General features: G+C 73.7%; 21 protein-coding genes and 5 pseudogenes. 8 read left to right on the forward strand and 18 right to left on the reverse strand.

Annotation, left to right across the window (positions count from 1 at the left end; all coding sequences use genetic code 11):
- Positions 1-140: 140 nt before the first annotated feature.
- Positions 141-749: a TetR/AcrR family transcriptional regulator gene (locus tag ACFV3R_RS02315; RefSeq protein WP_385573880.1), complete on the reverse strand. Its 609-nt coding sequence runs from the start codon at positions 747-749 to the stop codon at positions 141-143.
- Between the two features lie 281 nt (positions 750-1,030).
- Between ACFV3R_RS02315 and ACFV3R_RS02320 the strand changes: the two genes are divergently transcribed.
- On the forward strand, positions 1,031-1,597 hold the full coding sequence (locus ACFV3R_RS02320; protein WP_385573884.1) for a hypothetical protein: 567 nt from the start codon (positions 1,031-1,033) through the stop codon (positions 1,595-1,597).
- Between the two features lie 99 nt (positions 1,598-1,696).
- Here ACFV3R_RS02320 and ACFV3R_RS02325 read toward each other — a convergent pair whose 3' ends face one another.
- From ACFV3R_RS02325 to ACFV3R_RS02340, 4 genes are all read right to left on the reverse strand, one after another.
- Positions 1,697-4,351 (reverse strand): SpoIIE family protein phosphatase, encoded by a 2,655-nt coding sequence (locus ACFV3R_RS02325; RefSeq protein WP_385573887.1) that lies wholly within the window; start codon positions 4,349-4,351, stop codon positions 1,697-1,699.
- Between the two features lie 277 nt (positions 4,352-4,628).
- Complete coding sequence (locus ACFV3R_RS02330; protein ID WP_385573890.1) at positions 4,629-5,792, reverse strand: ABC transporter ATP-binding protein; 1,164 nt, start codon at positions 5,790-5,792, stop codon at positions 4,629-4,631.
- Between the two features lie 118 nt (positions 5,793-5,910).
- Positions 5,911-6,048 (reverse strand): DUF397 domain-containing protein, encoded by a 138-nt coding sequence (locus ACFV3R_RS02335; RefSeq protein WP_385573892.1) that lies wholly within the window; start codon positions 6,046-6,048, stop codon positions 5,911-5,913.
- A complete protein-coding gene (locus tag ACFV3R_RS02340; protein WP_385573895.1) occupies positions 5,990-6,949 on the reverse strand; it encodes a Scr1 family TA system antitoxin-like transcriptional regulator in 960 nt (319 codons plus the stop codon). The genes ACFV3R_RS02335 and ACFV3R_RS02340 overlap by 59 nt, the downstream gene beginning before the upstream one ends.
- A gap of 240 nt (positions 6,950-7,189) precedes the next feature.
- Here ACFV3R_RS02340 and ACFV3R_RS02345 point away from each other — a divergent pair, with 240 nt between their 5' ends.
- Positions 7,190-7,621, forward strand: a complete 432-nt coding sequence (locus tag ACFV3R_RS02345; RefSeq protein ID WP_385573898.1) for a hypothetical protein — start codon at positions 7,190-7,192, stop codon at positions 7,619-7,621.
- A 51-nt stretch (positions 7,622-7,672) separates the two neighbouring features.
- On the opposite strand, the gene ACFV3R_RS02350 is transcribed toward ACFV3R_RS02345, so the two are convergent.
- Positions 7,673-8,368: a TetR/AcrR family transcriptional regulator gene (locus tag ACFV3R_RS02350; protein WP_385573901.1), complete on the reverse strand. Its 696-nt coding sequence runs from the start codon at positions 8,366-8,368 to the stop codon at positions 7,673-7,675.
- A gap of 85 nt (positions 8,369-8,453) precedes the next feature.
- Between ACFV3R_RS02350 and ACFV3R_RS02355 the strand changes: the two genes are divergently transcribed.
- Entirely contained in the window at positions 8,454-9,641 is a 1,188-nt protein-coding gene (locus ACFV3R_RS02355) for an FAD-dependent oxidoreductase (RefSeq protein WP_385573903.1), read from the forward strand.
- Positions 9,642-9,676: 35 nt separating this feature from the next.
- Here the strand turns inward: ACFV3R_RS02355 and ACFV3R_RS02360 are convergent, their stop codons facing one another.
- Positions 9,677-10,588, reverse strand: a complete 912-nt coding sequence (locus tag ACFV3R_RS02360; RefSeq protein ID WP_385573906.1) for an alpha/beta hydrolase family protein — start codon at positions 10,586-10,588, stop codon at positions 9,677-9,679.
- A gap of 300 nt (positions 10,589-10,888) precedes the next feature.
- On the opposite strand from ACFV3R_RS02360, the gene ACFV3R_RS02365 reads away from it, so the two are divergent.
- Positions 10,889-11,263, forward strand: a complete 375-nt coding sequence (locus ACFV3R_RS02365) for a MerR family transcriptional regulator (protein ID WP_385573909.1) — start codon at positions 10,889-10,891, stop codon at positions 11,261-11,263.
- Between the two features lie 14 nt (positions 11,264-11,277).
- Here the strand turns inward: ACFV3R_RS02365 and ACFV3R_RS02370 are convergent.
- A pseudogene (locus tag ACFV3R_RS02370) lies at positions 11,278-11,539 on the reverse strand (integrase core domain-containing protein); the annotation flags it as partial.
- Here ACFV3R_RS02370 and ACFV3R_RS02375 point away from each other — a divergent pair.
- Positions 11,540-11,707, forward strand: a pseudogene (locus tag ACFV3R_RS02375) (helix-turn-helix domain-containing protein); the annotation flags it as partial.
- A 15-nt stretch (positions 11,708-11,722) separates the two neighbouring features.
- Here ACFV3R_RS02375 and ligD read toward each other — a convergent pair.
- Positions 11,723-12,685, reverse strand: coding sequence for a non-homologous end-joining DNA ligase (gene ligD / locus ACFV3R_RS02380; RefSeq protein WP_385573912.1), 963 nt, complete (start codon positions 12,683-12,685; stop codon positions 11,723-11,725).
- A gap of 210 nt (positions 12,686-12,895) precedes the next feature.
- On the opposite strand from ligD, the gene ACFV3R_RS02385 reads away from it, so the two are divergent.
- Complete coding sequence (locus tag ACFV3R_RS02385) at positions 12,896-13,837, forward strand: NADP-dependent oxidoreductase (RefSeq protein ID WP_385573916.1); 942 nt, start codon at positions 12,896-12,898, stop codon at positions 13,835-13,837.
- Between the two features lie 210 nt (positions 13,838-14,047).
- On the opposite strand, the gene ACFV3R_RS02390 is transcribed toward ACFV3R_RS02385, so the two are convergent.
- The 3 genes and pseudogenes from ACFV3R_RS02390 to ACFV3R_RS02400 form a co-directional block, all read right to left on the reverse strand.
- The gene (locus ACFV3R_RS02390) at positions 14,048-15,109 is read right to left on the reverse strand and encodes a hypothetical protein (RefSeq protein WP_385573920.1); all 1,062 of its coding nucleotides are present in this window, start codon (positions 15,107-15,109) and stop codon (positions 14,048-14,050) included.
- A 221-nt stretch (positions 15,110-15,330) separates the two neighbouring features.
- Positions 15,331-16,494, reverse strand: a complete 1,164-nt coding sequence (locus ACFV3R_RS02395) for a cation diffusion facilitator family transporter (protein WP_385573922.1) — start codon at positions 16,492-16,494, stop codon at positions 15,331-15,333.
- A gap of 301 nt (positions 16,495-16,795) precedes the next feature.
- A pseudogene (locus tag ACFV3R_RS02400) lies at positions 16,796-17,314 on the reverse strand (SDR family NAD(P)-dependent oxidoreductase); the annotation flags it as partial.
- Between ACFV3R_RS02400 and ACFV3R_RS02405 the strand changes: the two are divergent.
- Positions 17,293-18,060: pseudogene (locus tag ACFV3R_RS02405) on the forward strand (helix-turn-helix transcriptional regulator); the annotation flags it as partial. The pseudogenes ACFV3R_RS02400 and ACFV3R_RS02405 sit on opposite strands and share 22 nt — an antisense overlap.
- On the opposite strand, the gene ACFV3R_RS02410 reads toward ACFV3R_RS02405, so the two are convergent.
- Entirely contained in the window at positions 17,973-18,512 is a 540-nt protein-coding gene (locus ACFV3R_RS02410) for a hypothetical protein (protein WP_385573925.1), read from the reverse strand. The pseudogene ACFV3R_RS02405 and the gene ACFV3R_RS02410 sit on opposite strands and share 88 nt — an antisense overlap.
- Positions 18,509-18,967: an OsmC family protein gene (locus ACFV3R_RS02415; protein ID WP_385573928.1), complete on the reverse strand. Its 459-nt coding sequence runs from the start codon at positions 18,965-18,967 to the stop codon at positions 18,509-18,511. The genes ACFV3R_RS02410 and ACFV3R_RS02415 overlap by 4 nt, the downstream gene beginning before the upstream one ends.
- 65 nt (positions 18,968-19,032) lie before the next feature.
- Here ACFV3R_RS02415 and ACFV3R_RS02420 point away from each other — a divergent pair, with 65 nt between their 5' ends.
- Positions 19,033-19,857 (forward strand): ArsR/SmtB family transcription factor, encoded by an 825-nt coding sequence (locus ACFV3R_RS02420; RefSeq protein ID WP_385573931.1) that lies wholly within the window; start codon positions 19,033-19,035, stop codon positions 19,855-19,857.
- A gap of 118 nt (positions 19,858-19,975) precedes the next feature.
- Here ACFV3R_RS02420 and ACFV3R_RS02425 read toward each other — a convergent pair whose 3' ends face one another.
- From ACFV3R_RS02425 to ACFV3R_RS02440, 4 genes and pseudogenes are all read right to left on the reverse strand, one after another.
- A complete protein-coding gene (locus ACFV3R_RS02425; protein WP_385573935.1) occupies positions 19,976-20,818 on the reverse strand; it encodes a GNAT family N-acetyltransferase in 843 nt (280 codons plus the stop codon).
- A gap of 318 nt (positions 20,819-21,136) precedes the next feature.
- Positions 21,137-22,156: a collagen binding domain-containing protein gene (locus ACFV3R_RS02430; RefSeq protein ID WP_385574257.1), complete on the reverse strand. Its 1,020-nt coding sequence runs from the start codon at positions 22,154-22,156 to the stop codon at positions 21,137-21,139.
- 9 nt (positions 22,157-22,165) lie between these two features.
- Positions 22,166-23,644: pseudogene (locus ACFV3R_RS02435) on the reverse strand (MFS transporter); the annotation flags it as partial.
- A gap of 437 nt (positions 23,645-24,081) precedes the next feature.
- On the reverse strand, positions 24,082-24,840 hold the full coding sequence (locus tag ACFV3R_RS02440) for an SDR family NAD(P)-dependent oxidoreductase (RefSeq protein WP_385573938.1): 759 nt from the start codon (positions 24,838-24,840) through the stop codon (positions 24,082-24,084).
- Between the last annotated feature and the right edge of the window lie 4 nt (positions 24,841-24,844).

Consider the following 24,844-nt stretch of genomic DNA (forward strand, 5'->3'; position numbering starts at 1 on the left):
TGTCTACCACCTCCGCCGGTGACGGAGAGGCGAAATGCGCGCGGTGCACGGGGGCTTGAGCGAGGACGGGCGTGGCGGGGCCGGCGGCCCGGACGGATGCCGCGCCGCGGGGCCGAGGGTGGCCGGGCCGCCCCGCGTGGTCATGCCCGAGCAGTGGCTTCGGGGTCCGGAGTGTGCGAGCGCAGGATGCCCTCGACGCCCTGCAGGAAGGTCTCGGTGATCGGTGCGGAGTCCGAGAGGCAGCCGGCCGCCATGGCGCCGTCCCGGAGCATGACGAAGTGCCGGCCCGCCGCGTCGGCGGGCGTGCAACCGGCCTGCGCCAGCAACTGCGTGGTGGTCTCCAGGAACCACTGGCGGTGGGTCAGCACGGCCTGGTGGACCGGGTGCGCCGGATCGGGGTACTCGGCCGCCGCGTTCAGGAACGCGCACCCGCGGAACCCGGGGGAGCGGATGCCCTCGGCGATGGTCCGGCTGACCGCCCGGACGGCGTCGGCCGGCGGCAGCTCCTGCGCCCGGACGGCCGCCACCTGTCCCCGGATGCCGCGGTCGGCCTGCTGGAGGTAGGCGAGGATCAGCTCCTCTTTCCCCTTGAAGTGCCGGTACAGGGTGGCCCGGGTGACCTGGGCCTCCGCGATGATCCGGTCCACGCCGACGGAGTGGATTCCCTCGGTGTAGAAGATCCGGGTCGCCGTGTCGAGCAGTCGCGCCCGAGCCTCGGACGTGCTCCCGCCTTCAGTGCTCGCGCTCATGGCGCCCACCGTACCAGCAGGGTGAGGGAGAACGTTCGGTCTTGACAGGGGGGTGCGCGCATCCTTCAATAAGCACGAGACCGAACGTTCTCCCTCTGTCGACGGGGCTGCGTCAGAGGGCCACGGCACTGCGGTGCACCACCTCCGCACCCGCACTCCATCCGCACCCGCATCCGCAACTGATGCGCCCTCACCTGCTGCACCTCCACCTGCCGCACCACCATCCGCTCCGGCACGGCGCCGGCCCCCGCTCGCGGCCGCTGCAACGAAAAGGAACCTCCATGGACACCTCCGTCGCCACTCCCGCCCCTGCCGTGAGCGCTGCCGCGGCTCTGCGCCCCCTGTACTTACTGCGTTTCGCCTTCGCCGCGGTATGGGCAGCCCTGCTGTTCACCTCCGCCCACACCCTGGGTGCCCTCAGCACGACGCTGCTGGTGGTCTATCCCGCGTTCGACGTGGTGTGCGCAGTCGTCGACCTCAAGTCCGCCCGGGCGAACCGGGGGCCGGTGCGCGGTCTCTACGCGAACGTCGTGCTCAGCACCCTCACCGCCTCGGCCCTGCTCGCCGCCACCGCCTCCGGCCTCCCGGCCGTCCTGCGGGTCTGGGGTGCGTGGGCGATCACCGCGGGCCTGGTCCAACTCGCCGTCGGCGTCCTGCGGCGCCGCATGGGGGGCCAGTGGCCGATGATCGTCAGCGGCGCCGTCTCCACCCTCGCCGGGGCCTCCTTCCTCGCCCAGGCCGGGCAGAAGAACGCCTCCCTGTCCTCCCTGGCCGGCTACGCCTTCCTGGGCGGGGTGTTCTTCCTGGTCTCCGCGCTGCGCCTGCGGCGAGCCGACCGGACCGGGTGAAAACGGACGGCCCGTGCGGACTCCGAGGATGCCGGCGAAAGGGCCGGGGACTTCCGGCCCGGCCGGCGCACCGCCGCACAGCGGTGCGCCGGCCGGCGTCTACAGGTCCGCCATCAGGTCCGATCCCAGACCGAAGTCGGGGGTGCTGGGCTCCAGGGACTGCTCGGCCCAGATGATCTTCCCGGTGCCGGTGTAGCGGGTGCCCCAGCGTTCGGCCATCTGCGCCACCAGGAACAGGCCACGACCGCCCTCGTCCTCACTGGCCGCGTACCTCAGGTGCGGGGAGGTGCTGCTGTCGTCCGCCACCTCCAGGATGAGGGTCCGCTCCCGCATGAGCCGGACCCGGGCCGGGCCGCCGGAGTGGCGCACCGCGTTGGTGGCCAGCTCGCTGACGATCAGCTCGGTGGTGAACGCCAGGTGCTCCAGGCCCCAGGCGGTGAGCTTCTCGGCGATGGCGCTGCGCACCCCGCTCACGGCCGCGGGGTCGGGTGGCAGGTCCCAGAACGCCACGTGGTCGGGTGGCAGCCGCCGGGCGCGGGCCACCAGCAGCGCGATGTCGTCCCGCTGCTCGTCGGGCAGCAGCGCCGCCAGGACCGTCTGCTTGGCGCGCTCCGGCGACTCCCGGGCCTCGGGCCGGGACAGCGCCTCCCGCAGCTGGTCGACGCCCTCGTCCACGTCCCGGTCGCGGTGCACGATCAGGCCGTCGGTGTAGAGCACCAGCTGCGATCCCTCCGGCAGCCGCACCTCGGTCATCTGGAACGGCAGGTCCCCGACGCCCAGTGGCAGGCCGGACGGCAGGTCGGGGAAGACGACGGTGCCGTCGGGCATGACCACGGCCGGCGGCACGTGTCCGGCGCGGGCCAGGGTGCACCGGCCGTCGACCGGGTCGTAGACCGCGTACACGCAGGTGGCGCCCGCCACCGGCCCGCCGCTGGAGTCGTCGTCCTCGCTCTCCGCCTCCTCGATGGTGATGATCAGTTCGTCGAGGTGGCTGAGGAGTTCGTCGGGGGCGATGTCCAGGGCGGAGAAGTTGTGGATGGCGGTGCGCAGCCGCCCCATGGTTGCGGCGGCGTGCAGCCCGTGGCCCACCACGTCACCGACCACCAGCGCCACCCGGGCCCCGGACAGCGGAATGACGTCGAACCAGTCGCCGCCCACCGTGGACTGGGCGGCGCGGTAGTGCGAGGCGATGTCCACCGCGCTCTGGTCGGGCAGCGCCCGGGGCAGCAGCCGGTGCTGGAGGGTGACGGCGGTCGCGTGCTCCCGGGCGAAGCGGCGGGCGTTGTCGATGCAGACGGCGGCCCGTGCCGCCAGCTCCTCCGCGACGGCCACGTCCTCGTCGTCGAAGCGTTCGGCGGTCTCGGAGCGCCAGAAGTGCGCGATGCCCAGCAGCACGCCCCGGGCCCGCAGCGGGGCCGCGATGACGGAGTGGATGCCGTACTCCAGGACCCGCCGCGCCTCCTCGGGCACCCCCTGCTGCCAGTGCGGGTCGGTGCGCAGGTCGACGAGGGTGGCCCGGTCCCGTTCGAGTGCCTTGCCGTGGACGGGTCCCGCCGAGCCGAAGCCGGGGAGGATGTGGCCGACGGGGTGCAGCGGGTGGTCCTCGCGGACGGCCCGCAGCGCCACCCGGACCATCGAGGTGGCCTCGCGCGGGTCGGGTTCCTCACCGCGCAGCACCGGCTCCGCCAGCGAGACGGTGACGAAGTCGGTGAAGTCCGGAACCGCCACCTCGCACAGCTCCTCCGCGGTCCGCCGCACGTCCAGCGTGGTGCCGATCCGCATACCGGCCTGGTAGATCAGGTCCAGGCGCCCGCGGGCCACCTCGGCCTTGCCGGCCAGGGCCCGCAGCTCGGTGTAGTCGCGCAGCGTGGTCACCCCGCCGGTGGACTCCTCGCCGTAGACGGTGGGCCGGCTGCTGACGGCCAGCGGCCGGCCGTGGGCGGTCACCACCTGGTCGGTGACCGTCTCGCGCGAGGTGAGCAGCGCCACCACGTCCTCGCTCAGGCCGAGCCGGCAGACGCGGCGGCCCTCGGCGCGGTCGGGGAGGCGCAGCAGGCGGCGCGCCTCGTCGTTGGCCAGGACGAGGCGGTTGTTCTCGTCGACGATGACCACGCCCTCCCGGACGGCATGGAGCACCGCGTCGTGGTGCTCGTACATCCGGGTCATCTCGGCCGGGCCCAGCCCGTGCGTCTGGCGGCGCAGGCGCTTGCTGACCCACCCGGTGCCCAGCGCCGCCAGCCCCAGCGCGACGCCCGCACCGCCGATGAGGAACGGCAGCCGCGAGTTGGTGGCGACCTCGACGTGGGCGGCCGTCACCCCCGCCGCGACCATGCCGACGACCTTGCCGCCGCTGCGCACCGGGACGATCGACTGCTGGACGGGGCCGAGCGGGTCCATGCCGTTGATCGTCTCGGAGAGGTTGCGGCCGTGCCGGGCGGGTTCGAGGTTGCCGATGAACTTGCGGCCGATCTGGCGCGGGTCGGGGTGGCTGAACCGGGTGCCGTGGATGTCGGTGACGACGACGAAGTCGACCTGGGCGTCGCGGCGCAGCCGTTCCATGCGGGGCTGGAGGAGGGCTGAGGGATGGGCCGACCGCAGGGCGCTCGCGGTGGACGGGGAGTCGGCGACGGCGGAGGCGACGGCGAGGCTGCGGTGCTGGGCCTCCCGGTCGTTGTTGGCGCGCGCCTGGAGGATGAGGACCGCGAGGCTCGCGCCGACCAGGAAGAGGACCAGGACGATCTGCACGGCCAGCAACTGGCCGGCGACGGTCCCCCGGTCCCCGATGGGGCCCGGACCGCGCCTCGACGGCTTCCTCCGGACGGTACGCGTGGCTACCCCTCGTGGCTCGTCCGTCCGGCCGGTGGGAGACCGCCGGCGGCCGGTATCCGGTGTGAGCTCCGTTCGTCACCAGGTTCGTCTGGTTGGTCTTCCTCTGGTTCCTCACCCTAGGAGGTGTTCGCGGGGAGCGCGTGGTGGAAGCGGCCGGTAGGTGGCCGGACCGTCGCGGACCGGGGCCGGGCGGGGGCGGCTTTCAGTCGGTGGGGACGGAGTCGACCTCCGCGCGGTCCCGCGGGGAGTCCCGGAGGGGCCCGGTGATGGTGCGCCGCAGCGCCTCGTGGAGGGTGGTGGGCGTGAGCACGCCGAGGAAGCGGTTGCCGTCGACCACGGCGATCCACCCCGCGTCGTGCCCCAGCATCTCGCTGAAGGCCTGCTTGAGGGTGGCGTCCACGGGCACCCACGCCTCCATCCGGCGCGCGTGGTCGGCGACCGTGCCGACGCCGCCGGCGCCCGCCATCTCCCGGGTCCCCACCCAGCCGTGCAGCTGGTCGTCACCGTCCAGGACGACGGCCCAGCGCGCCCCCTCGGCCCGCAGCCGCCCGGCGGCCCGGCCCGCGTCCTCGTCCAGGTGGGCGAAGGGCGGGCGCTCCAGGTCCTCGGGGTTGATGGTGGTCACCGAGAGCTGTTTGAGTGCCCGGTCGCTGCCGACGAACTCCGCCACGTACGGGGTGGCGGGGGCCCCCAGCACCCCCGCCGGTGTGGCGTACTGCTCCAGGCGGCCCTCGCCGTACACCGCGATGCGGTCGCCGAGCTTCACCGCCTCCTCGATGTCGTGGGTGACGAGCAGCACGGTCTTGCCCAGCTCGGCCTGGAGCTTGCGGAACTCGCGTTGCAGCCGGTCGCGGACCACCGGGTCGACCGCGCCGAACGGCTCGTCCATCAGCAGCACCGGCGGATCGGCGGCCAGCGCCCGGGCCACCCCCACGCGCTGCCGCTGCCCGCCGGAAAGCTGGTCGGGGTAGCGCGGACCGAAGTGCGCCGGGTCCAGCCCGACCAGCTCCAGCAGCTCCGCCGCCCGCGCCCGGGCCTTCGCCCGCCCCCAGCCCGTCAGGAAGGGGACGGTCGCGGTGTTGTCGAGCACCGTGCGGTGCGGGAAGAGCCCGGTCTGCTGGATGACGTACCCCACGCGCCGCCGCAACCGCACGGGGTCCACCGTCATGACGTCCTCCCCGGCCAGCAGGACGCGTCCGGAGGTGGGCTCGATCAGCCGGTTGACCATCTTCATCGTGGTCGTCTTGCCGCACCCCGACGGCCCGACCAACGTCACCAGCTCGCCCTCGGCCACCTCGAAGGAGAGGTCGTCCACCGCGGTGGTCCCGTCCTCGTAGCGCTTGGTGACGTGCTCGAACCGGATCATGCGGCCATTGAAACGCCGCCCGCCGCGAGGGTCGCCCGGGGTGCGGCAGGCGGGGGAGGGGCGGACGGACGGGGCCCGGCCGGAGGGGCCGGGCGGGACGTGTGTGGACGGCGACTGGTCAGGCGCTGAGGGCGTCGGTGGTGACGGCGGCGAGGAAGGCAGTGAAGCCTCCGGCCGGGAAGGTCAGGAAGGGTCCCTCAGGTGCCTTGCTGTCGCGGACGCAGGCGGTGTCGGGGATATCGCGGGCGACCTCCACGCAGTCGCCGCCGTTGGCCTGGCTGTAGCTGCTCTTGACCCAGTGCGCGGGTGCGGTGTGCTGTGTCATGCCGTCCGTACTCCTCCATGATGCGGCGGATGATCTCGGCGGATTCCCCGGCGGACGGGGCGTCGGCCCGCAACACATCATAGGTCCGGGCGTGTTGGGCGATGACTTCCGGATCTTCGATGAAGTGGCCGCGGTCGAGGGACTCGGAGTACAGCACCCGAGAGCCGTCGGGCAGCGAGATGAGGGACATGGATAGGAAGGGACGCACCAGGTGGTGCGCGTCGGCTGGGGCTACCTGAATGCGGATGTTCGGCCTGCGTGCAAGCTCCAGCAGATGCGCGCACTGGTCTCGCATGACCCTCGCTCCTCCCGTAACCCTGCGCAGGCAACTCTCGTCGATAACCTGCACCAGGAGCGGGCCGTCATCCGCCAGAAAGCGACGTTGACGGCTCATCCTCGCCCGCACCATGTCCTCCACTTTTTCCTCGCTCTCGATGGCGAGGGAGAACAGTGCTCGGGCGTACTCCTCGGTTTGCAACAGCCCTTGTACGACATCGATCTGATAGACGAATACCGCCACCGCGTCTTCTTCCATATCCGCCCGCCGCTGGAACCAGTCCGGATGCTCCACCGCCGGATACCAGTCGATGCCGCGCCACAGGTGGGTCAACGTGCCGCCGGTGTGCAGGATTTCGTCGCAGCGGCGGGCGAAGGTGTTCTGCGGGACGCGGGTTCCGGCCTCGACGTGGGTGACGTAGCTGCGGTCGCAGGGGATTCTGCGCGCCAGGGCGGCCTGGGTGAGGCCCGCCGACTCGCGTAAGTGGCGCAGGAGTTCACCGAAGACCGCGGCGGTGGTAGCGGCCTTGCCGGGTGGTGCGTTGCGTCGTGCCATGGTCCGTCCCCGTCCCCGTCCCTGTCCTCGTTTCCGTCTCCGGCGCTGTCGAGAAGCATCCTGGCGCTTCGGGGGCGTGGGAGCCGTCGATCCTCACCCCTTCGTGTGTGACAGATCCGCACTGTCACATGCCGGCCGTTGCCACGTCGTATGACAGCAGGAGAGCATGCAGTCACTGTGAGTGATGAGGGCGGTGCGGCCGGACAGGGGCCGGGCCGCCACGGAGAGCGAGGTGGCGCGATGTCCGTCAGCCCGGAGGAGTCCCGCGAGGTCGCGCGGGGGATCGGTGCGCGGCTGGCCGGGGAGTTGCAGGCGGCGTTGGCGGCGCGGGGGCTGCACGTCCCGGTGCGCGGGGGTGAGCCCGTCGGGGGCCGGGCCTGCGTGGAGGTGCAGCCGCTGCCCTACGAGACGGTGCTGCGCCTGGTCGACGCGCTGGGTCCGCCGCCGCTGCGGTGCGTGCGCGGTGACGACTCGGAGCAGGAGGCGGAGGACGCGGTGCGCTCGCTGCGGCGGGCGCTGTTCGCCGCGGGTGTCGTCCTGCCGTCGCTGCGGGTGGAGGGGCGGACCGCGACCGGGGCGGTGCTGGTGGCGCTGGGCGGGGCGCCGCCGCGGACCGTCCACCGGCTGGCGGCGATGGTGGCCCGCGGGGCGCGGGCCGGGCGGCGGGGGTGAGGGGCGGGGGTCGCGGGCCGGCGTTCCGCGGCGTCGGCCGGGCCGCCTGCCTCAGGCGCTGCGGGTCACGCCGCGGATGATGATGTCGATCTCCGCGGCGAAGGTGCCGGCGGGGTCGTCCTCGGGTTCGCCGCGGAGGAGGCGTTCGGTGGTCGGGTAGCGTCCGGTCGCGAGTTGCCGGCCGAGGTACGCCCCGACGGACGCCTGCCACTGCCTCTCGTCGGTACCGGTCTCGCGGCTGACGCGCCGTTCGGTGACCTCGTTGCGGACGGCGCCGACCAGGTAGGCGTTGAAGACGCCGAGGGCCGGCATGAGGCGGGCGTCGTCGTCCGGTCCCAGGGCGCGGGCGAGGGCGGAGGCGGTGGCCTCCATGACCGTCAGGGCGTTCGGGCCCAGGTGGGGCCGGCCGCCGATGAGTTCGACGAACCACTCGTGCCGCAGGGCGCGGTCCCGGGTGGTGACGGCGATCGTGCGGAGCGCCTGCTCCCACTCGGGGTGGTCGCCGAGGGCAGCCGCGATCTCGCCGTAGACGGAGTCGGCCATCAGGTCGAGCAGTTCGTCCTTGGTGGCGACGTAGCCGTACAGCCGCATCGGGCTGACGTGCAGTTCGGCGGCGACCTTGCGCATCGACAGCCCGGCCAGCCCCTCGGCGTCGGCCAGTGCGACCGCTGCCGCCACGATCCGCCCCCGGTCGGTGGGCGCGACCGTCCGGCCGCGCGGTTCGGGGCGCTCCCAGATCAGCTCCACGGCCTCACCGTACGCCGTATCGCTTCCGTACGCCGTACGGTATCTTTCCGTACAGTGTACGGAAACTCGACGGGTGGAGGCCGGGATGACCAGGCAGGACGAGAAGAGCGAGGGCAGGAACGATCGGCGGAGCGAGGGGAGGGGCGGGCCGCGGATCGCCGTCGTCGGCGGTGGGATCGGCGGTCTGGTGCTGGCGGGGATGCTGCACCGTCACGGGATCGCGGCCACGGTGTACGAACGCGACGGCGGCCTCGACGCCCGCGCCCAGGGCGGCACCCTCGACCTCCATCCCGAGTCGGGGCAGCGCGCCCTGGACGAGCTGGGGCTGACCGAGGGCTTCCGGGCCGAAGCCCGGCCCGAGGGCGAGAACCTGCGCATACTCGACCCGGCCGGCAGGACGCTGGCACACCACGCCCCCGAGCCGGGCACCGGCAGCCGGCCGGAGATCGACCGCGGGGCGCTCCGGAAGCTGCTGCTGTCGAGGGTGCCGGAGACCGCCGTGAGCTGGGGGAACCGGGTCACCGGCGTCGAGGCACTGCCCGCCGGCGGCCACCGGCTGACCTTCGCCGACGGCTCCCGGGCGGACTGCGACCTCCTGGTCGGCGCGGACGGAGCGCGCTCGCGTCTCCGCGCCCTCGTCACGCAGGCACGGCCGGTCCACCTCTCCGCCTACCTCCAGCTGACGATCACCGACGCCGACCGGCGCCGGCCCCGGGTCGCTGCGTTCGTCGGGCCGGGCAGCCTGATGGCCCTCGGTGACAACCTCAACCTGGGAGCGCAGCGGTCCGGTGACGGCACGATCCGCGTCTCGGTGAGCCTGCGGACTGACGCCGGCTGGATCGACCGGCAGCGGTTCGGGGACGCGGGCTGGACCGAGACGGTGGCACGTCTCCGCACCCTCTACGCCGGTTGGGCGCCGGAACTGACCGGTCTGATCGACGCCTGCGATCCCGGGTCACTGGTGGGGCGGAACATCGAGGCCCTGCCGGTCGGCACCCGCTGGCGGTCGCGCCCGGACGTCACCCTGCTCGGGGACGCCGCCCACCTGATGCCGCCGCTGGGCGAGGGCGCCAACCAGGCGATGCTGGACGGGGTCCTGCTGGCCCGGGCGATCGCCCGGCACGGCGCCGACCTCTCCGCGGCGGTCGCGGCCTACGAGACCGAGATGTTCGACCGCGCGGCGGAGGTCGGAGCAGAGACGGCGGAGATGGAGAGGGCGGGTCTTGCCCCTGACGCAGCCGAACGGATGGCGGCCTTCTTCCGTCAGGCGTAGCGGTCAGGGGTGTTGCCGATGCGGAGGCAGAACCTTCACCCCCTTCCTCCTCGTGACGCGGATTCGAGTCGCCCCAGTGGATGCGAGCCACCGCCGAGGACCGCCTGTGCCCTCTCCCAGTCGGCGTGGTCGACGCCGGTGACGTGGCGGAGGTAGGCGAGGGTGACCTGCTGGACGAGAGCGACGCGGTCGGGGTCCTCGTCGGTGGTCTCGGCCGCTTCGTAGCCGGAGATGCCCCCGAGGGAGTGCTGACCGCCGTGGACCGTCAGCAGGCTCTTCTCGCCGCGGCTGAGGGTGTAGGGGTCGGTCGTCCAGGACGGCCCCCGGGTGGAGAGCGGGAGTTCGTCCTCGTCTCCGGCGACGACGAGCCCCGGCGCGGTGACCTGCGAGAAGTCCTGGTCGCGCAGCCAGGGCGCGTTCTGGAGCGCGAAGGGAGTCAGTTCCTCGCCTCCGCGGCCGGCCGTGGCCAGTTGGATGCTGGCCATGACCCGGTGATCCGTCAGGTCCTCAGCCGTCCCGGTCACGGGGTCCGTCACGCGCAGTCCCACGAGGATGCCGGCCGTCTGGCCGCCGAACGAGTGCCCTGCCGCCACGACGCGGCTGCGGTCCACCCGGCCGGCCAGGCCGGGGACGGACGCCTCCAGCGAGCCCAGTTCGTCGAGCATCCGCCGCATGTCGTGCACGCGGTGGCGCCACATGTGGGGCTTGCGAGGGTCGTCGCCCGAGGCGACGCCGAGACGCCGGGAATCGAGGTGGGTGGCCTGGACCACCACGAAGCCGTGGGAGGCCCAGTGGTCGACCAGCGGCGCGTAGCCGTCCAGGTGCGACCCGAAGCCGTGCGCGAACAGCACGACGGGCAGCCGGTTGCCGCTCACCGGTGCGGAGACGCGCACGTGCAGGTCAGCACCGCGCTCCGGTGCGGGCAGAGCGACGGGTTTGACCGACACGGTCGGAGTGGGCGTGGGGCCGGTGAGTCCTGTCTTCCTGTACGTGATCACGACTGTCTCTCTTCCGGGCCGGGTTGATGTCTGTGAGTGGTGCGGACCGACTGCCGCTGACCGACTGCCGGGGAGGGCGCACTCCGCGTCCCTTCCGGGCGAGCCCTGGAGGTCCTGTGGGGCCAGTAGGGCCCAGTAGGGCCAGTGGTGCTTGAGATCGGCCTCGCGGTCGGGCTGACGTCGGTACGCTAAAACCTGACGTTGACGTCAGAGGCAAGTCGCTGTGACGGAGCACACCAGGGAGGCGTCGTGCGCATCGGAGAACTCGCCGCCCGTACCGGCGTCAGCGTCCGTGCCCTGCGCTACTACGAGGAACAGGGCCTTCTCGACGCCGAGCGCAGCCCGAGCGGCCAGCGCCACTACGCGGAGAGCGCGGTGGACCGGGTCCGGCTGATCCAGCAGTTGTACGCCGCAGGACTGTCCAGCGGGACGATCGTCGAACTCCTGCCGTGCGTCGTCGAGGGCCGCGCCACGCCCCCGCTGCTCGAACGCCTGACGGCGGAGCGCGAGCACGTCGACCGGCGCGTCACCGAACTCGCGAAGGTCCGGGACCGACTCGACGCGGTCATCACGGCCGCCACCGGCAACATGCTCACCGGCACGTCCTGCCGGCAGGAGTCCTAGGTGTATTGACAGTCCTAGGTGTATTGACCCGCAGGGTTGTTGACGCGGGTGATGGGCGGGTGGCCGCCGAGTGCGGTGTGGCAGCGGTGGTGGTTGTAGGTGTGGAGGAAGTCTGCCAGGGCGTCGGTCCGCTCGGCGTTGGAGGTGCAAGGACCCCTAAGGCTTCAGGTAAACCCACTCGGTCAGGAGGGTTCGGTTGAAGCGTTCGACCTTGCCGTTTGTCCGGGGTCGGTAGGGCCGGATCTTCTTGTGTGCGATGCCAGCCGCGGCAAGGGCTCCCGTCGCGTGGCAGCGGCACGCACCCTGCTGGAGGAGACGGAACTGCCGGTCGAGGCGATTGCAGCCCGTGTCGGCCTCTCCTCGCCGGTCAACCTGCGCCGCCGATTCCGTTCGTCGACCGGCACGAACCCGGGCGCCTACCGGCGAGCGTTCCGGGCCCCGTGAGCCGCCGGACAGGTCCTATTCCTCCCCCGCCACCTTCCGCAGCCGCCGGTGCGCCGCGCTTGCCGAGTGGCCCCGCCAGGTGTCGCCGGACCAGGGGTCCTCAGCCTCCAGGTAGGAGTCGAAGGTGCGGATCGTCCAGCCGTCGGGGCGCAGGTCGGGATCGTCCAGGGCGTCGCGGGAGACGGGAGTGGCGACGGGCGCGCCGGGCCGGGCGCGGACCGAGTAGGGGGCCACGGCGGTCTGCGCGTAGGCGTTGCGCTGGACGTCGAGGTAGAGACGGCCCTTGCGGGCGTCCTTGCGGGGCTCGGTGGTGAGGCGGTCGGGGTGGCGGGCGGCGAGGGTGTCGGCCAGGGCCTTGGCGAACTCGCGCACGGTGTCGTAGTCGGCCTTGGCGTCCAGCGGGAGGAGGACGTGCAGGCCGCGGGACCCGGTCGTCATGAGGCGGACGGGCAGTCCCAGGTCGTCGCAGAGGGTGCAGACCTGCCGGGCGGCCCAGCGGACCTCGGCGAAGTCCCCGTCCGGCGCCGGGTCGAGGTCGACGATCAGGACGTCGGGGTGGTCGGGGTGGTCGGCGCGGGAGAGCCAGCGGTGCTGGGTGATGGAGGCCTGGACCGCCAGGTAGACCAGGGTGGCGGCGTCGTCGCAGACCACGTGGACGACCTCCCCGCCCTCCTTGGCCTGCGTCGAGCGGGTGATCCAGTCGGGGAAGTAGTCGGGGGCGTTCTTCTGCATCAGCGGTCGGCCGTCGATGCCGTCCGGATGACGCTCCATCATCAGCGGACGGCCGCGCAGGTGCGGCAGTGCGCGGGAGGCGACCGCCTGGTAGTGGCGGGCCAGGTCCTCCTTGGTGATGCCGTCCCCGGGGAAGAGGACCTTGTCGGGCCGGGGCAGGTCGAGGGTGCGCCGCCCCACGCGCAGGGTCGTCTCGCGCCGGTCGTCGCCGGGCGCGTTCCGGGAGGTTCCGGTGCCGCTGCTCATGGTGACTACGGGTAACCGCGTCCTGGCTCGGCAAACCGGCGGGGGTGCGCGGGGCCGGTGACGGCGGGGCCCGAGGGACAACCGGTTCGGTGGCGGGCCGTAAGAGTTGCCTTGCCCCGCCCCACCCGCGGCCTGCGGTGGCCGGGGGGTGCGGCTGCGTACGATCCTTGCTCTGCCCCGGGGTCGGACAGGTGAAAGGGAAACGCCGCGATGAGAGCCGTTGCAGTCACCGCTTTCGGCGAGAAGCCTCAGCTCATGGACCTGCCCCAACCCGAACCGGGGCCGGGGGAGGTGCTGGTGCGGATGGCCTCCGCCGGGCTGAACCCGGTCGACTGGAAGATCGCGGACGGCCTGTTCAAGGACGTCGCCGAGTACTCCTTTCCGCTGATCCTCGGGGTCGACGGGTCCGGCGAGGTCGCCGAGGTCGGTGAGGGCGTGCGGTCGTTCACGCCGGGCGACGCGGTCTACGGCCGCTTCTCCCTGCCCGGCAAGGGCGGCGGCTCCTACGCCGAGTACGCACTGGCCCTGGAGACCGAGGTGGCGCACGCGCCGCGCAGCATCACCTACGCCACCTCGGCCGCGGTCCCGACGGCCGGCACCACGGCCTACAACCTGGTGGAGGAGACCCGCTCGGGCGGCGGCAAGCGGCTGCTGGTGGTGGGCGGCACCGGCGGCGTGGGCACCTTCGTCACCCAGCTCGCGGCGGCCCGCGGTGCCGAGGTCATTGTCAGCGCCCGGACGGTCAACGCCGACCTGATGCGGAACATGGGCGCCGCCGCCACCATCGACCACACCGAGGGCTCACTCGTCGAGCAGCTCCTCCAGGCGCACCCGGACGGGGTGGACGTCCTCATCGACCTGGTCAGCGACCCGGCGGAGTTCACCGACCTGCTGCGCGTGGTGCGGGAGGGCGGAACCGCGGTCTCCACGATCGGCTCGGCCGACGTCGACCTGCTCACCGACCGGGAGCTGCGCGGCTTCAACTTCGTCAACCGTCCCTCGCCCGAGCTGCTGGAGATCCTCGCCGACCAGCTCGACGCGGGCCGGCTGACCGTCCTGGTCAGCGACGAGGTCCCGCTGGAGGAGGCCCCGGAGGCGCTGGAGACCAGCCGCTCGGGGCGGGCCCGCGGGAAGACCGTCGTGGTGTTCTGAGTACCCGTCCGCCAGGGTGCGGGTGCGGGTGCGGGTGCGGGTGCGGGCGCGGGCGCTGGGGCTGTGGGCCTCGCGCCCGCGCTCGCGTGCTCCGGGCCCGCGCACTCGCGTGCTCCTGGCCCGCGCTGGCGTTCCCCGTGTCCCTGCTCCGAGGCCGGGTGTTGGGCGTTCGCGGGTGCCGCCCGGCGCCCGGGGGCGTGCCTGCGCCGGTCAGCGTCGTGGGTGGCGGGGCGGTTCGCCGGGCAGGCGCCACCACTGGCGCAGGAAGCGTCCACCGTCCCGGCTGGTCAGCCGCAGTGCCAGTGCCGTGCCCACGCCCAGGACGACGGTCAGCCACAGCGTGGTGCGCAGCGAGCCGGTGAGGGCGTCCCAGAACGCGGCGGCGGCCGGCCGGGCGGCCGGGTCCGGCAGGGCGGCCAGGAGGCGGACGCGGACGTAGGCGAGGGCCGCGACGAGCAGGGCCGTGGCGCTCGCCCCGCCCAGCGCGGTGAGGGACAGGGCCCGGTTGCGGCGCGGGGAGACCAGCAGCCCGAGCAGGAGGCAGCCGGCCGTCGCCAGCGGCAGCGTGCTGCCCGCCGTGCACAGTTCCTGGTAGGCGGTGCGCGCCCGGGCCACATCACGCGCCGGCAGCACCGTCACCACGGCGTTGATCTCCGGGATCTGCCGGGTCAGCCCGGCGCCCAGGCCGTCGTGGGCGATCTGGGTGCGGACCTGGCGCAGGACCGGGCCGAGGTCGAAGGTGACCGGCGCGGCGGGCCGGCCGGAGGTGTCGGAGAGCGAGCGGATCAGTGAGGCGTGGGCCGAGCGGTGCCCCTGGCGCCAGATGGCGGGGAAGCGGTTGCTGGTCACGGCCGCCCTGACCTGCCGGTCGACGAACTCGCGGATGCCGGCGGTGAACCGGGCCCGCACCGCGGGGCGCTGGGCGGGCGGCACGACCCGCAGCAGCCCGTCGAGGTGGACGTGGGCCATCAGGCCGTCGGTGGTGCCGGTGACGATCTCGTCCCGCACGTCGCGGTCGTGGGCGAGGGGGGACACCGCGGTGACGTAGCGGTCGGTGTGGGTCAGTTCGGTGCGGGCCCACACGGTGGTCACGGCGAACGGCAGGAGGAGCGTCGCGGCCAGCAGCAGGAACCCGCCGCACAGGGCACGGGCGCGGCGCACCGCCGCCGGGCCCGGCAACCGGGGACGTCGGGGACGACGGCGGCCCTGACCTCCGCCGGGGGCGGCGTCCAGGGGCGGGGCGGCGGCGCCGAACCGGGTGGGTACGCTCACTGCCCTTCCGTCCTCCCTCACGCCGACAGCCGGATTCCACCCAAGCCCGGCTCGGCGTGCGGCGCGAGCGGGGTGGCCCGGGCGGGTGAGGCAGACGCGGGCGGGCGGGCATGGGCTGCCGGGAGAGCGGCCGGAGGACGAGCGGCCGGAGGGGACGAGCGGGCTGGGGGAGGAGCGGGCTGACGGAGTGGCAGGCCGCCGGTGGTCAGGCGGCGCGGGGATCAGTGCGGGTGCGGGCCGCGGCGGTGCACCGGGCCGTGGCTGTCCTCGCAGTGGTCCTCGGGTGGGAGGGCGGTGGCCCCGGCGGGGGCGGAGCCGATGCGCAGCAGTCCGTCGTCCCCGGTGCGCTCGCCGAGGTGGTCGACCTGGAGGGTGGCGTGGGTGATGGCGTACTCGTCGCGCAGCAGCTCCTGGAGGCGGCGGCGCACCTTGTGGCAGTCGCCGCCGGGGGCCACCAGGACGTGGGCCGACAGCGCGGGCTCGCCCGAGGTGATCTCCCACAGGTGCAGGTCGTGGACCTCGCGGACCTCGTCGGAGGTGGCCAGCCGGTCGCCGAGCGCGTCCGGGTCGATGCCGCTGGGTGCCGCCTCCATGAAGATCCGGCCGGAGTCACGGACCAGTCCGGTGCCGGCCCGCAGCATCAGCGCCACCACCAGGAGGGTGGCCAGGGCGTCGGCGCGGGCGAAGCCGGTCACCAGCACCACCCCGCCGGCGACCGCGGTGGCCACGAAGCCGAAGAGGTCGGTGAGGATGTGCTGGTAGGCGCCCTCGACGTTGAGGCTGGAGCGGTTGGCGCGGGCCAGACACCAGGTTGCGGCGAGGTTCACCACGATCCCGACGAGGGCGGTGACCACCACCAGGGTGCCGGTCACCTCGGGCGGCGAGATCAGCCGGAGCACCGCCTCGTAGCCCAGCCAGACCGAGAGCACCAGCAGGGTGATGCCGTTCGCCTGGGCCGAGAGGATCTCCGCGCGCTTGAGGCCGTAGGTGAAGCCGCCGCGCGCCGGGCGGGCGGCCAGCCGCATCGCCAGGAGGGCGAGGGCGATGGAGGCGGCGTCGGTCAGCATGTGCGCGGCGTCCGACATCAGGGCGAGCGATCCCGCGGCGAAGCCGACGACGACCTCGCCCACCATGAACGTGGTGATCAGCGCGAGCGCGGCCCGCAGCCACCGGCGGTCGGCGTCGGCCGCGACACCGTGCGAGTGGCCGTGGTGCCCGTGCCCGTGGCTGTGGCTGTGGACGCGGCCGGCGGCAGGGCCGGGGGCCTCCGGGGCGGAGTGGTTCGCGCCTGCCGGACGGTCGGGGGCGCGCACCGGCGTGGCGCCGCGGGGGGCGGCGTCCGGGCGGCGCTCGGGGCGCCCTCGCTCGTGCGGCTGCCCGCCCATCGCTCGCTCCCTTCCCGACCGGTGCACGGCCGTCCCGACGTGTTCCTCCGGTCGCGCACCGTGCTGGAGAAACGGGCGTACGCCGTAATGCAACCGCAGATCGCCGACGAATCCAAAGGCTGCACCGGTGACCGTTGTCATTACCGACGGCACGCCGTGGCAGTGGACAGCGGCCGGGGCGCCCGGACCGCACCGAAGGCGGCCGGCGGCCGGCACGCGCGGGCGGTTCCGGGGGCCGGAGCGGTGCACGCCCGGCTTGCGCGGTGGCGTCCCGGCCCCGGCTCGCGCGGCGGCGTCCCGCTCAGGCCGGCGCGCCGCCGTCGACGGGGAGCACCGCGCCTGTCACGTAGGAGGCACGGTCGCTCAGGAGCCAGACGGCTGCCTGGGCGATCTCCTCCGGAGCGGCCATGCGGCGCAGCGCGGTGAGCGCATCGGCGCGTGCGAGGACGCCCGGCGTGGCCTCCTCCCAGGCGCGCATCATCTCCGTGAGGGTGCCGCCGGGGGCGATCGCGTGGACGCGGATGCCCTCCGGGCCGTAGGTGACGGCGGCCGACTCGGTGAGGCTGTTGACCGCGCGCTTCATCGCTCCGTAGGCCGGCAGCCCCGGGTTGCCCAGCAGGCTGCCGACGGAGGAGTTGTTGACGATGGCCCCTGTCCGCGCGGTCGCCCGGATGGCTGCCACCTCGGCGGCCATGGCCAGCCACGATCCCCTGAGGTTCACGGCGTAGACCCGGTCGAAATCGGCCACCCGCACCTGGCCCAGCGGACCGGGCGGGGAGAACGTCGCGCCGTTGTTGAAGGCGACGTCAAGCCGGCCGTACCGCTGAGGAGGTGGCGCAGCCGGCCTTCCTCTCCGTCGAGTACTGCACACGGCTGGAGCAGGCCCGCGGTCCCCGCCCCTCCCGCGAGGTCCTCGGTGGCCTCACTCGCGCGCTGTGCCTCTCGGACGCCGAGCAGGACCACCTCCACCACCTCGCCGGAGCCCCGCAGAGCCTGCGGTCCGGCCCGTCGCGGGAGGTGCGCCCGAGCATCCTCGCCCTGCTGGACCGGTTGCCCATGACCGCGGCGACCGTGGTGTCCGCGATGTTCGAGGTGCTCGTCTGGAACGCGCTGGCCGCCGCGCTGATGGAGGACTTCTCCCTTCTCCCGCGGCGGGACCGCAACCTGGCCCGCCGGGCCTTCCTCGGACCGCACCGACGGGAGAGTCACCTCTACGGACTCTCCGACGGGGAGGCGTTCGCCCGCAACGCGGTCCGGCGGTTGCGCGCCGTCGCCGCCCGCTACCCCGACGACCCGGAGGTCGCTGAGTTGGTCGGTGAGCTCCGCTCGGGCCGTGCGGAGTTCCGCCGGCTGTGGGCCGCCCACGACGTGGGCACCGAGCCCACCCTGCACAAGGTGTTCCACCACCCGCTGGTCGGTCCGGTCGCCGTCAACTGTGACGCCCTCGCCCTCACCGAGCAGGACCAGCACCTCGTCCTCTACACCGCCGTCCCCGGTACGTCGTCCGAGGAGGCGTTGCGCCTGCTGTCCGTCCTCGGGCCGGACCCCGTTGCCGCGGTGCGGTGAGCAGCCGAGGCGTCCGCGAGCACGTCCGCGCGTACGCCTCGCGGCGGCAGCGCCGCCTCCCAGGCGTACACCACGACCCGGCACCGGTCGGTGTGGTCCGGCTCGGGGATCAGGACGAGGCTGCCCGCGTGGTCGCTGTACTGCACCAGGATGTTGACGTCGGCCTCCCCGAGGCGGCGTGCGAGGGTGCCGAGCTGACCGGGGGCCTCCTGGTCCAGGCGGGTCAGGACGACCTCGTGGGTGCGGGCCGGCGCGATCCCAGCGGCCCGCACGGCGGCCAGGGCGCGGGCCCCGTCGCCGACGAGGTAGTGCGCGACCGCGCGTCCGTCGTGGGTGAAGACGCCGCCGCCCTCCAGGCTGACCGCGGCGCGGCCGAGCGCCTCCCCCAGGTCGGCCAGGGCTCCGGGGCGGTCGGCGAGTTCGACCTCCAGGTCCTGCATCCGCCCGCTCACGCCGTGACCACCGTGGTGGTCACCTCGACCGGGACGGCGAGGCTGTTGGCGACGTAGCACTCCTGGTGGGCCTGGTGGGCGAGCTCGCGTACCAGGTCGTGGTCCGTACCGGGGGCGACCCGCACCGTGGCGGCCAGGCGGATCGTGCCGAGCCGGGCTGGTCCCGCGGTCAGGTCCAGGTGGGAGGTGGCCTCGTCCTCGTAGGCCAGCACGGTCACTCCGGCACGGGCCGCCACGGCGAGGAAGGAGAGCAACTGGCAGGAGCTCGCGGCCGTCACCACGAGCTGCTCGGGGTTGAGCAGCTCCGGGGTCCCGCGGAAGGCCGGGTCGGCGCTGAGGGAGATCTCGGCCGCAGCGGGTGGCGCGACGGCCGTGTGGTCGCGGGAGTAGCCGCGGACGCCGTCGGCGGTCGAGCCGCTCCAGCGCAGGCGCGTCAGGTACGAGTGCGTCGTCATGGACGGACGGTACTGTCGGGACGTTTCGGCGGCGGCCGAACTCTCCCCGTCGTACCGTCGGGCTCATGTACAGGGACCGTGACTCCTCAGCCGACGGCAACGAGCCCGTGCCCGGGAGCCATGGCCATCCGGCCGTCGGCGTCGTGCCCGGGCCTGGGGTCCGTGACCACTCGGCCGAGGGTGTCGAGCCCGTGCACCGGGACCGGGACTTCACGGCCGTCGGCAAGGCACTGGCCACGCCGGCGCGTTCGGTGTTCCTGAACCTGCTCATGGACGGCACCAGCCGCCCGGCGGGCGAACTGGCGCGGGCTGCCGGAGTGGCCGCGTCCAGCGCCAGCGAACACCTGACCGTCCTCGTCGAAGCCGGCCTGGTCACGTGCACCGCGCGGGGCCGGCACCGCTACTACCGGCTCGCGGACGCCGAGGTCGCCGCGGCGCTGGAGGCCCTGGGCTCGCTGACCGCCCCCACGCCGGTGGCCGGGTACCGCCGCTGCCGGGAGGCCGAGCACCTGGCCACCGCCCGGTTCTGCTACGACCACCTGGCGGGACGCCTCGGCATGGCGTTGGCCGACGCATGGGTCGGGGCCGGGTGGCTCACCGACCGCGACGCACTCGCCCTGACCGCCGAGGGTGCTGCGGGACTCTGGTCCCTCGGGGTCGATGTCGACGCCGCGGTCTCGGCCCGCCGGACGACGACCCGGGCGTGCCTGGACTGGACCGAGCGCCGCCCGCACCTGGCCGGGGCGGTCGGTGCCGCCGTCGGACAGCGGTTCCTCCAGGCCGGATGGGTGGTCCGGCACCGCTCGGGCCGTGGCCTCGACGTCACGGAGGCCGGCCACGCCCTGCTGCGGGAACGCTGGGACATCCGTCTGACCAGCGGGGGCCGCTGAGCGTGGGCGACGCCGGGGCGGGCGGTACTGGGAGCGAGCAGCACCGTAGGGGTGCGGCACGGTGAGTGAGCGACGCTGACCGGCCGGAAGGGGCTCTCGCAAGGGGGCTGGCGGGAGCTCAGTTGAGCGGACGGTCGTTGAGGATGCGTTCGTAGAGGACGGTGTCCCGCCAGGCGCCGTCGGCCCACAGGTGCTGGCGGGAGAGGCCGTACCGCTCGAAACCGCTGCGCTCCAGCACCCGTTGCGAGGCGGTGTTGTGCGTGACGGCGCCGGCCTGGAGGCGGTGCAGGTCCAGCGCGGTGTCGGCCAGCCGGCACACCTGCGTCACCGCCGCTCTCGCCAGGCCACGGCGGGTGAGGGCGGCGTCGACCCAGTAACCGAGTGTGGCGGAGTGCGCGGGACCGCGGACGATGCCCTGCAAGGTCACGGCGCCCACGACGCGTTCACCGGTCCTAGGGCCGGACCCCTCGGCCGGCGGAGCGGTGCCCGCATCGGCCGCCGGAGCGGTGCTGGTGGCGGCACCCGGGGCGCTCGTCGGGGCGGCGGCCGGAGCGGCGGGGCGGTCGTGGGGGGTGTCGGGGCCGTCCGTCACCAGCAACCAGGGCATGGCCTGACCTGCGGCGCGGCCTTCCAGCAGGATGGCGAGTCGCTGCTCCTGATGCGTGGCGGTGTAGAACGACTCCTCCCGGGGCGGCTCCCAGGGGGCCAGGTGCTCCCGGTTGCGCAGGTAGGCGGCGGCGAGCGCAGCGGCGTCGGAGAGGGCGGCCGGGCGCAGCAGGACACGTATCGGCTGGGGTGACGGGTGTCGGCTCGGCTCCTCGGTCCGGGGTTCCGGGGTCCGCGCGGGAGAGGGCGTGAGGAGCACGGCCTCGTCGAGTGCGGCCGGAGCGGGGGGCCCGGTGGTCTCGGCCGGTGCGGCGTCGGGGCGGGTGGTGCCGGAGGGGACGGCGTCTGAGGACATGGGCTCACGGTAGGACGGGTGCGCGCCGGGCGGGAGAGCTTTTCGGCCCCCTGCCCGGCCCGGTGCCCCGCCCTGTCCTGGGTCGGAAGTACGGGCGCCGCCGGGAGGGGAACCAGGAGCGGACGGTCGGTCCCTCTCACTCCGGCCCGGATGTTTCACGTGGAACCACGCTCGGAGTCTGCTCCGCAGAGCACCGTGCGCCTCCGGGCCCCGCCTCGGAGGCCGTCCTGCGCCCCGCCCTGGTGGGCGAGGACGCGTGACGGTGAGTCGGCGGTGACGGTGGCGGTTGTCGGGGGCAGGCCCCGGGCGTTCCTCGGGTCAGGCCCCGGGCGGTTGTTCCTCATGGCTCAGCGTGAAGTCGTAGCCGTCGCCGCCCTGGCCGACCACGGAGAGCGGGTTGGTCACCGGCGGGTAGCCGCTGGCCACGACGGTGTAGTCGCCGGCCGCCAGGTCCCCGAAGGCATAGGCGCCGTCCTCGCCGGTGAGGTGCCGGCCCACCACGGTGCCGGACCGGTCCAACAGGGTGACCTGGGCGTCGGGCAGCGGACGGCCGCGGCGGTCACGGATGGTGCCGCGGACCGTCGCGGCCGGGGCCAGCGCCACGTCGTGGTGGGTCGGGGCCGCTTCGGAGACCGAGACCGCCTCGGCCGAGGGCTGGTGGCCGGGCGCGGAGACGGTGAGGGTGTAGTACCCGGGGGCCAGTGCCGCGAGCTGGTACGCGCCGTTGACCTCGGTGGTCGTCGACTGGGTGACCTCGCCGCGCTCGTCGGTGGCGACGACCAGGGCTTCGGGGACGGGGACGCCGCCGGAGTGGACGGTCCCGGTGAGCCCGCCGGCAGCCGTCAGGACGAGGTCCTGTTCGACGGGCTCGTGGTCGACGGTGACGGTCGCGACCTGCGGCCGGTGCCCGGGCGCGGAGCCGACCAGCACGTAGGTGCCGCGGTCGGGGGGTTGGAGGAGGTAGGTGCCGTCCGGCTCGGCCGAGGTGCGTCCCAACTGCCCGCCGCCCGCGTCGATGAGGGTGACCACGGCACGCGCCACGGGGGCGCCGCCGTCCGCGAGGACCCGGCCACGGATGCCCGTCGCACCGAACCGGCCGACCGCCGCAGCACCGACCGCCGCACCACCTGCCGCGCCGCTCCCCGCCCCGACCGCGGAGGCACCACTGCCCACCCCTGCCGCCGGGCCGACGCCCTCCGGGGCCGGGTGGCCGGCGCCCAGGTCACGGCGGTGGGTGGGGTGGTCGCCGGCCGCGGACCGGTCGTCGCCGGGGGCCTGCCCGGGGTGGCCGTCGGTGTCGTTCGCGCCGTTGTTCTCGGGGACGGCACCGCCCGGCACCAGCTGTTGCGGCCGTCCCGCCCGGTACAGGAAGACCGTGATGACCAGGCCCAGCGCGAAGACTCCGGCCGCCCACCAGAAGGCCACGCCGTAGCTGTGCAGCGCGGCGCGGGCCCCCAGCGTCCGGGACCGGGCATGGCTGGACGCGTAGCGGGCGGCTGCGGACGCCGCCTGGGTGTTGAGCAGTGCCGTGCCGATGGAACCGCCCACCTGCTGCATGGTGTTGACGGTCGCCGAGGCCACGCCCTGGTCCTTGGCCCGGATGCCGAGGGTGGCCAGCGAGATGGCCGGCGGGAAGACCAGGCCCAGGCCGGCGCCCAGCACCAGCAGCGGCGGCAGCACGTGTGCGGGGTAGGTGCTGTGCAGCCCCAGCCGGGTCAGCCACGCCATGCCGCCCCCGGCGAGGATCATGCCGACGGGCACCACCGGCTTCGGGCCGATGCGGGGGATGAGGAGGTTGATCGCGAGCTGGGCGACGATCGTCAGCATCACGACCATCGGCAGGAACGCCAGGCCCGTCTGGACCGGTGAGTACTTCAGCGTCGTCTGCAGGTAGTACGTCAGGAACAGGAAGACGCCGAACATGCCGGAGCCGGCGAGGAAGACGCTGATGAAGGAGGCGCCCCGGTTGCGGTCGCCGAGGATGCGCAGCGGCAGCAGCGGGTGGCGTGCCTTGTGCTCCCGCAGGACGAAGAGGGCGAGCAGGACCGGGCAGGCGACCAGGAAGGCCCAGGAGCTGACGTCACCCCAGGACTTCGTCTCCGCCCGGGAGAAGCCGAAGACGAGGCAGAACACGCCGGCCGCCGCCAGCAGCGTGCCGAGCAGGTCCAGCCGGGGCCGTTGCGTCCGGGGCTGGCGGTGGAGGAAGATCATGGCGCCGATGACCGCGACTACGGCGATGAGCACGTTGACGTAGAGCGTCCACCGCCAGCTCAGGTGCTCGGTGAGGATGCCGCCGAGCAGCAGGCCGATGGCGCCGCCGGAACCGGCGATGGCACCGAAGATGCCGAAGGCCTTGGAGCGTTCGCGCGGGTCGGTGAAGGTCGTGGTCAGCAGGGAGAGCGCGGACGGCGCGAGCAGCGCGCCGAACATGCCCTGCAGGGCCCTGGCCACCACCAGCATGGTGAAGCTCTGGGCGGCGCCGCCCAGAGCGGAGGCCGCGGCGAAACCGATGAGGCCGATGACGAACGTCAGCCGCCGCCCGAAGAAGTCCGCCAGCCGGCCGCCCAGCAGCAGGAGGCTGCCGAAGGCCAGGGAGTAGGCGGTGATGATCCACTGCCGGCCGTCGTTGTTGAAGTCGAGCGCCCGCTGCGCCGACGGCAACGCGATGTTCACGATCGTGGCGTCGAGCACCACCATGAGCTGGGCGAGCCCGATGACCGTGAGCACCAGCCACCGGTGCGGCACCGGATGGTCCGCGGCGGGGGGGCGCACCGCCTCCTGTTGTGCGGTGTCCCCGGCGCGGGCGTCGGGCGGCATGGATGACATGAAAGGTCCTCCAGTGGCTTCCGGGACGAGGAACCAGCGCCGGGCCTGAGGGGACCGGCCCGGTTCTCGTGCCCCGGGGGCGGCGAGACACGACGGCAGGCGGCTGTCGATTTGGTCACGAGGCGTCACCCGGTGGGGCGGCGCCGAGGGCGGAGGAAGCCGTCACCCCAAGCTAGAGGGTGCCCTGAAGGGCCGCAAAAGATCACCGCGGGGACCAGCAGCCGGGCGCCCGAGCACCGGCGTCCGGCACCCGCCCGCCACCCGTGGGACGCCAGGGACGTACCGGGTCGACCAGGCCGGGGCGGGCACGCCCGCCCCGGCCCTCACCCGTTCGGCCGGGGGAGTCGTCCCGCTGTCCGCCCGGCCGGGGGGGGCGTTCCGCTGTCCGTCCGGCCGTGGGCGGTCGTCCTGCTGTCGTCCTGCTGCCCGTACGGCCGTCAGGCAGAGGCACCGCTGTCGATGACCAGGTCCGTGCCGACGACCGAGCCGGCAGCGGGCGAGGCGAGGTAGAGGACGGCGGCTGCCACCTCCTCGGCCTCCGCGAGCCGGCCCAGCGGGTTCTCCGTCCGGACCCGCTCCGCGCGCTCCGCCTCGGTCTCGCCGGGCTGCAGCGACATGGGAGCGACTGCGGAACCCGGGCTGACCACGTTGATGCGGACGCCCTGGTGGATGTGGTCGAGAGCGGCAGCACGGGTCAGCGCGGAGACGGCCGCCTTGGAGGTGATGTAGGCGGCGAGGTTCGGTATCCGCAGGTGGGCGCCGAGACTGGAGGAGATGTTGACGATGGCGCCGCCGCCGTTCTCCTTCATGTGGGCGATCTCGTGCTTCATCGCCAGCCAGACTCCTGTGACGTTGGTGCGCAGCACCGCGTCCCAGTCCTCCTCGCTCACCTCCCCGGCAGGCGCCCTGCCGCGCAGTATCCCGGCGTTGTTGACGGCGATGTCCAGCCCGCCGAAGCGGGTGACGGACTCGCTCACGAGGTCGCGCAGACGGTCGGAGTCGGTGACGTCGACGGTGACGGCAGCAGCCGTACCACCGGCTGCCGCGATGAGGCCGACGGTCTCGTCGAGGGGTGCGGCGGTGCGGCCGGCGACGACGACCGACGCCCCCTCGGCGGCGAGGGCGAGCGCGATCGCGCGACCGAGCCCGGAACCCGCGCCGGTGACGAGGGCGGACTTGCCGGTGAAGCGGTGCATGGTG

The sequence above is a fragment of the Streptomyces sp. NPDC059740 genome, assembly GCF_042733155.1.
In the GTDB taxonomy this organism is placed as follows: domain Bacteria; phylum Actinomycetota; class Actinomycetes; order Streptomycetales; family Streptomycetaceae; genus Streptomyces.

Excerpts from the sequence above, each read along its gene's own strand:
- ACFV3R_RS02315 (WP_385573880.1), bottom strand. The coding sequence starts at position 749 with ATGAGCGCGAGCACTGAAGGCGGGAGCACGTCCGAGGCTCGGGCGCGA.
- ACFV3R_RS02320 (WP_385573884.1), top strand. The coding sequence starts at position 1,031 with ATGGACACCTCCGTCGCCACTCCCGCCCCTGCCGTGAGCGCTGCCGCG.
- ACFV3R_RS02330 (WP_385573890.1), bottom strand. The coding sequence starts at position 5,792 with ATGATCCGGTTCGAGCACGTCACCAAGCGCTACGAGGACGGGACCACC.
- ACFV3R_RS02340 (WP_385573895.1), bottom strand. The coding sequence starts at position 6,949 with ATGGCACGACGCAACGCACCACCCGGCAAGGCCGCTACCACCGCCGCG.
- ACFV3R_RS02345 (WP_385573898.1), top strand. The coding sequence starts at position 7,190 with ATGTCCGTCAGCCCGGAGGAGTCCCGCGAGGTCGCGCGGGGGATCGGT.
- ACFV3R_RS02355 (WP_385573903.1), top strand. The coding sequence starts at position 8,454 with ATGACCAGGCAGGACGAGAAGAGCGAGGGCAGGAACGATCGGCGGAGC.
- ligD (WP_385573912.1), bottom strand. The coding sequence starts at position 12,685 with ATGAGCAGCGGCACCGGAACCTCCCGGAACGCGCCCGGCGACGACCGG.
- ACFV3R_RS02385 (WP_385573916.1), top strand. The coding sequence starts at position 12,896 with ATGAGAGCCGTTGCAGTCACCGCTTTCGGCGAGAAGCCTCAGCTCATG.
- ACFV3R_RS02395 (WP_385573922.1), bottom strand. The coding sequence starts at position 16,494 with ATGGGCGGGCAGCCGCACGAGCGAGGGCGCCCCGAGCGCCGCCCGGAC.
- ACFV3R_RS02415 (WP_385573928.1), bottom strand. The coding sequence starts at position 18,967 with ATGACGACGCACTCGTACCTGACGCGCCTGCGCTGGAGCGGCTCGACC.
- ACFV3R_RS02420 (WP_385573931.1), top strand. The coding sequence starts at position 19,033 with ATGTACAGGGACCGTGACTCCTCAGCCGACGGCAACGAGCCCGTGCCC.
- ACFV3R_RS02425 (WP_385573935.1), bottom strand. The coding sequence starts at position 20,818 with ATGTCCTCAGACGCCGTCCCCTCCGGCACCACCCGCCCCGACGCCGCA.
- ACFV3R_RS02440 (WP_385573938.1), bottom strand. The coding sequence starts at position 24,840 with ATGCACCGCTTCACCGGCAAGTCCGCCCTCGTCACCGGCGCGGGTTCC.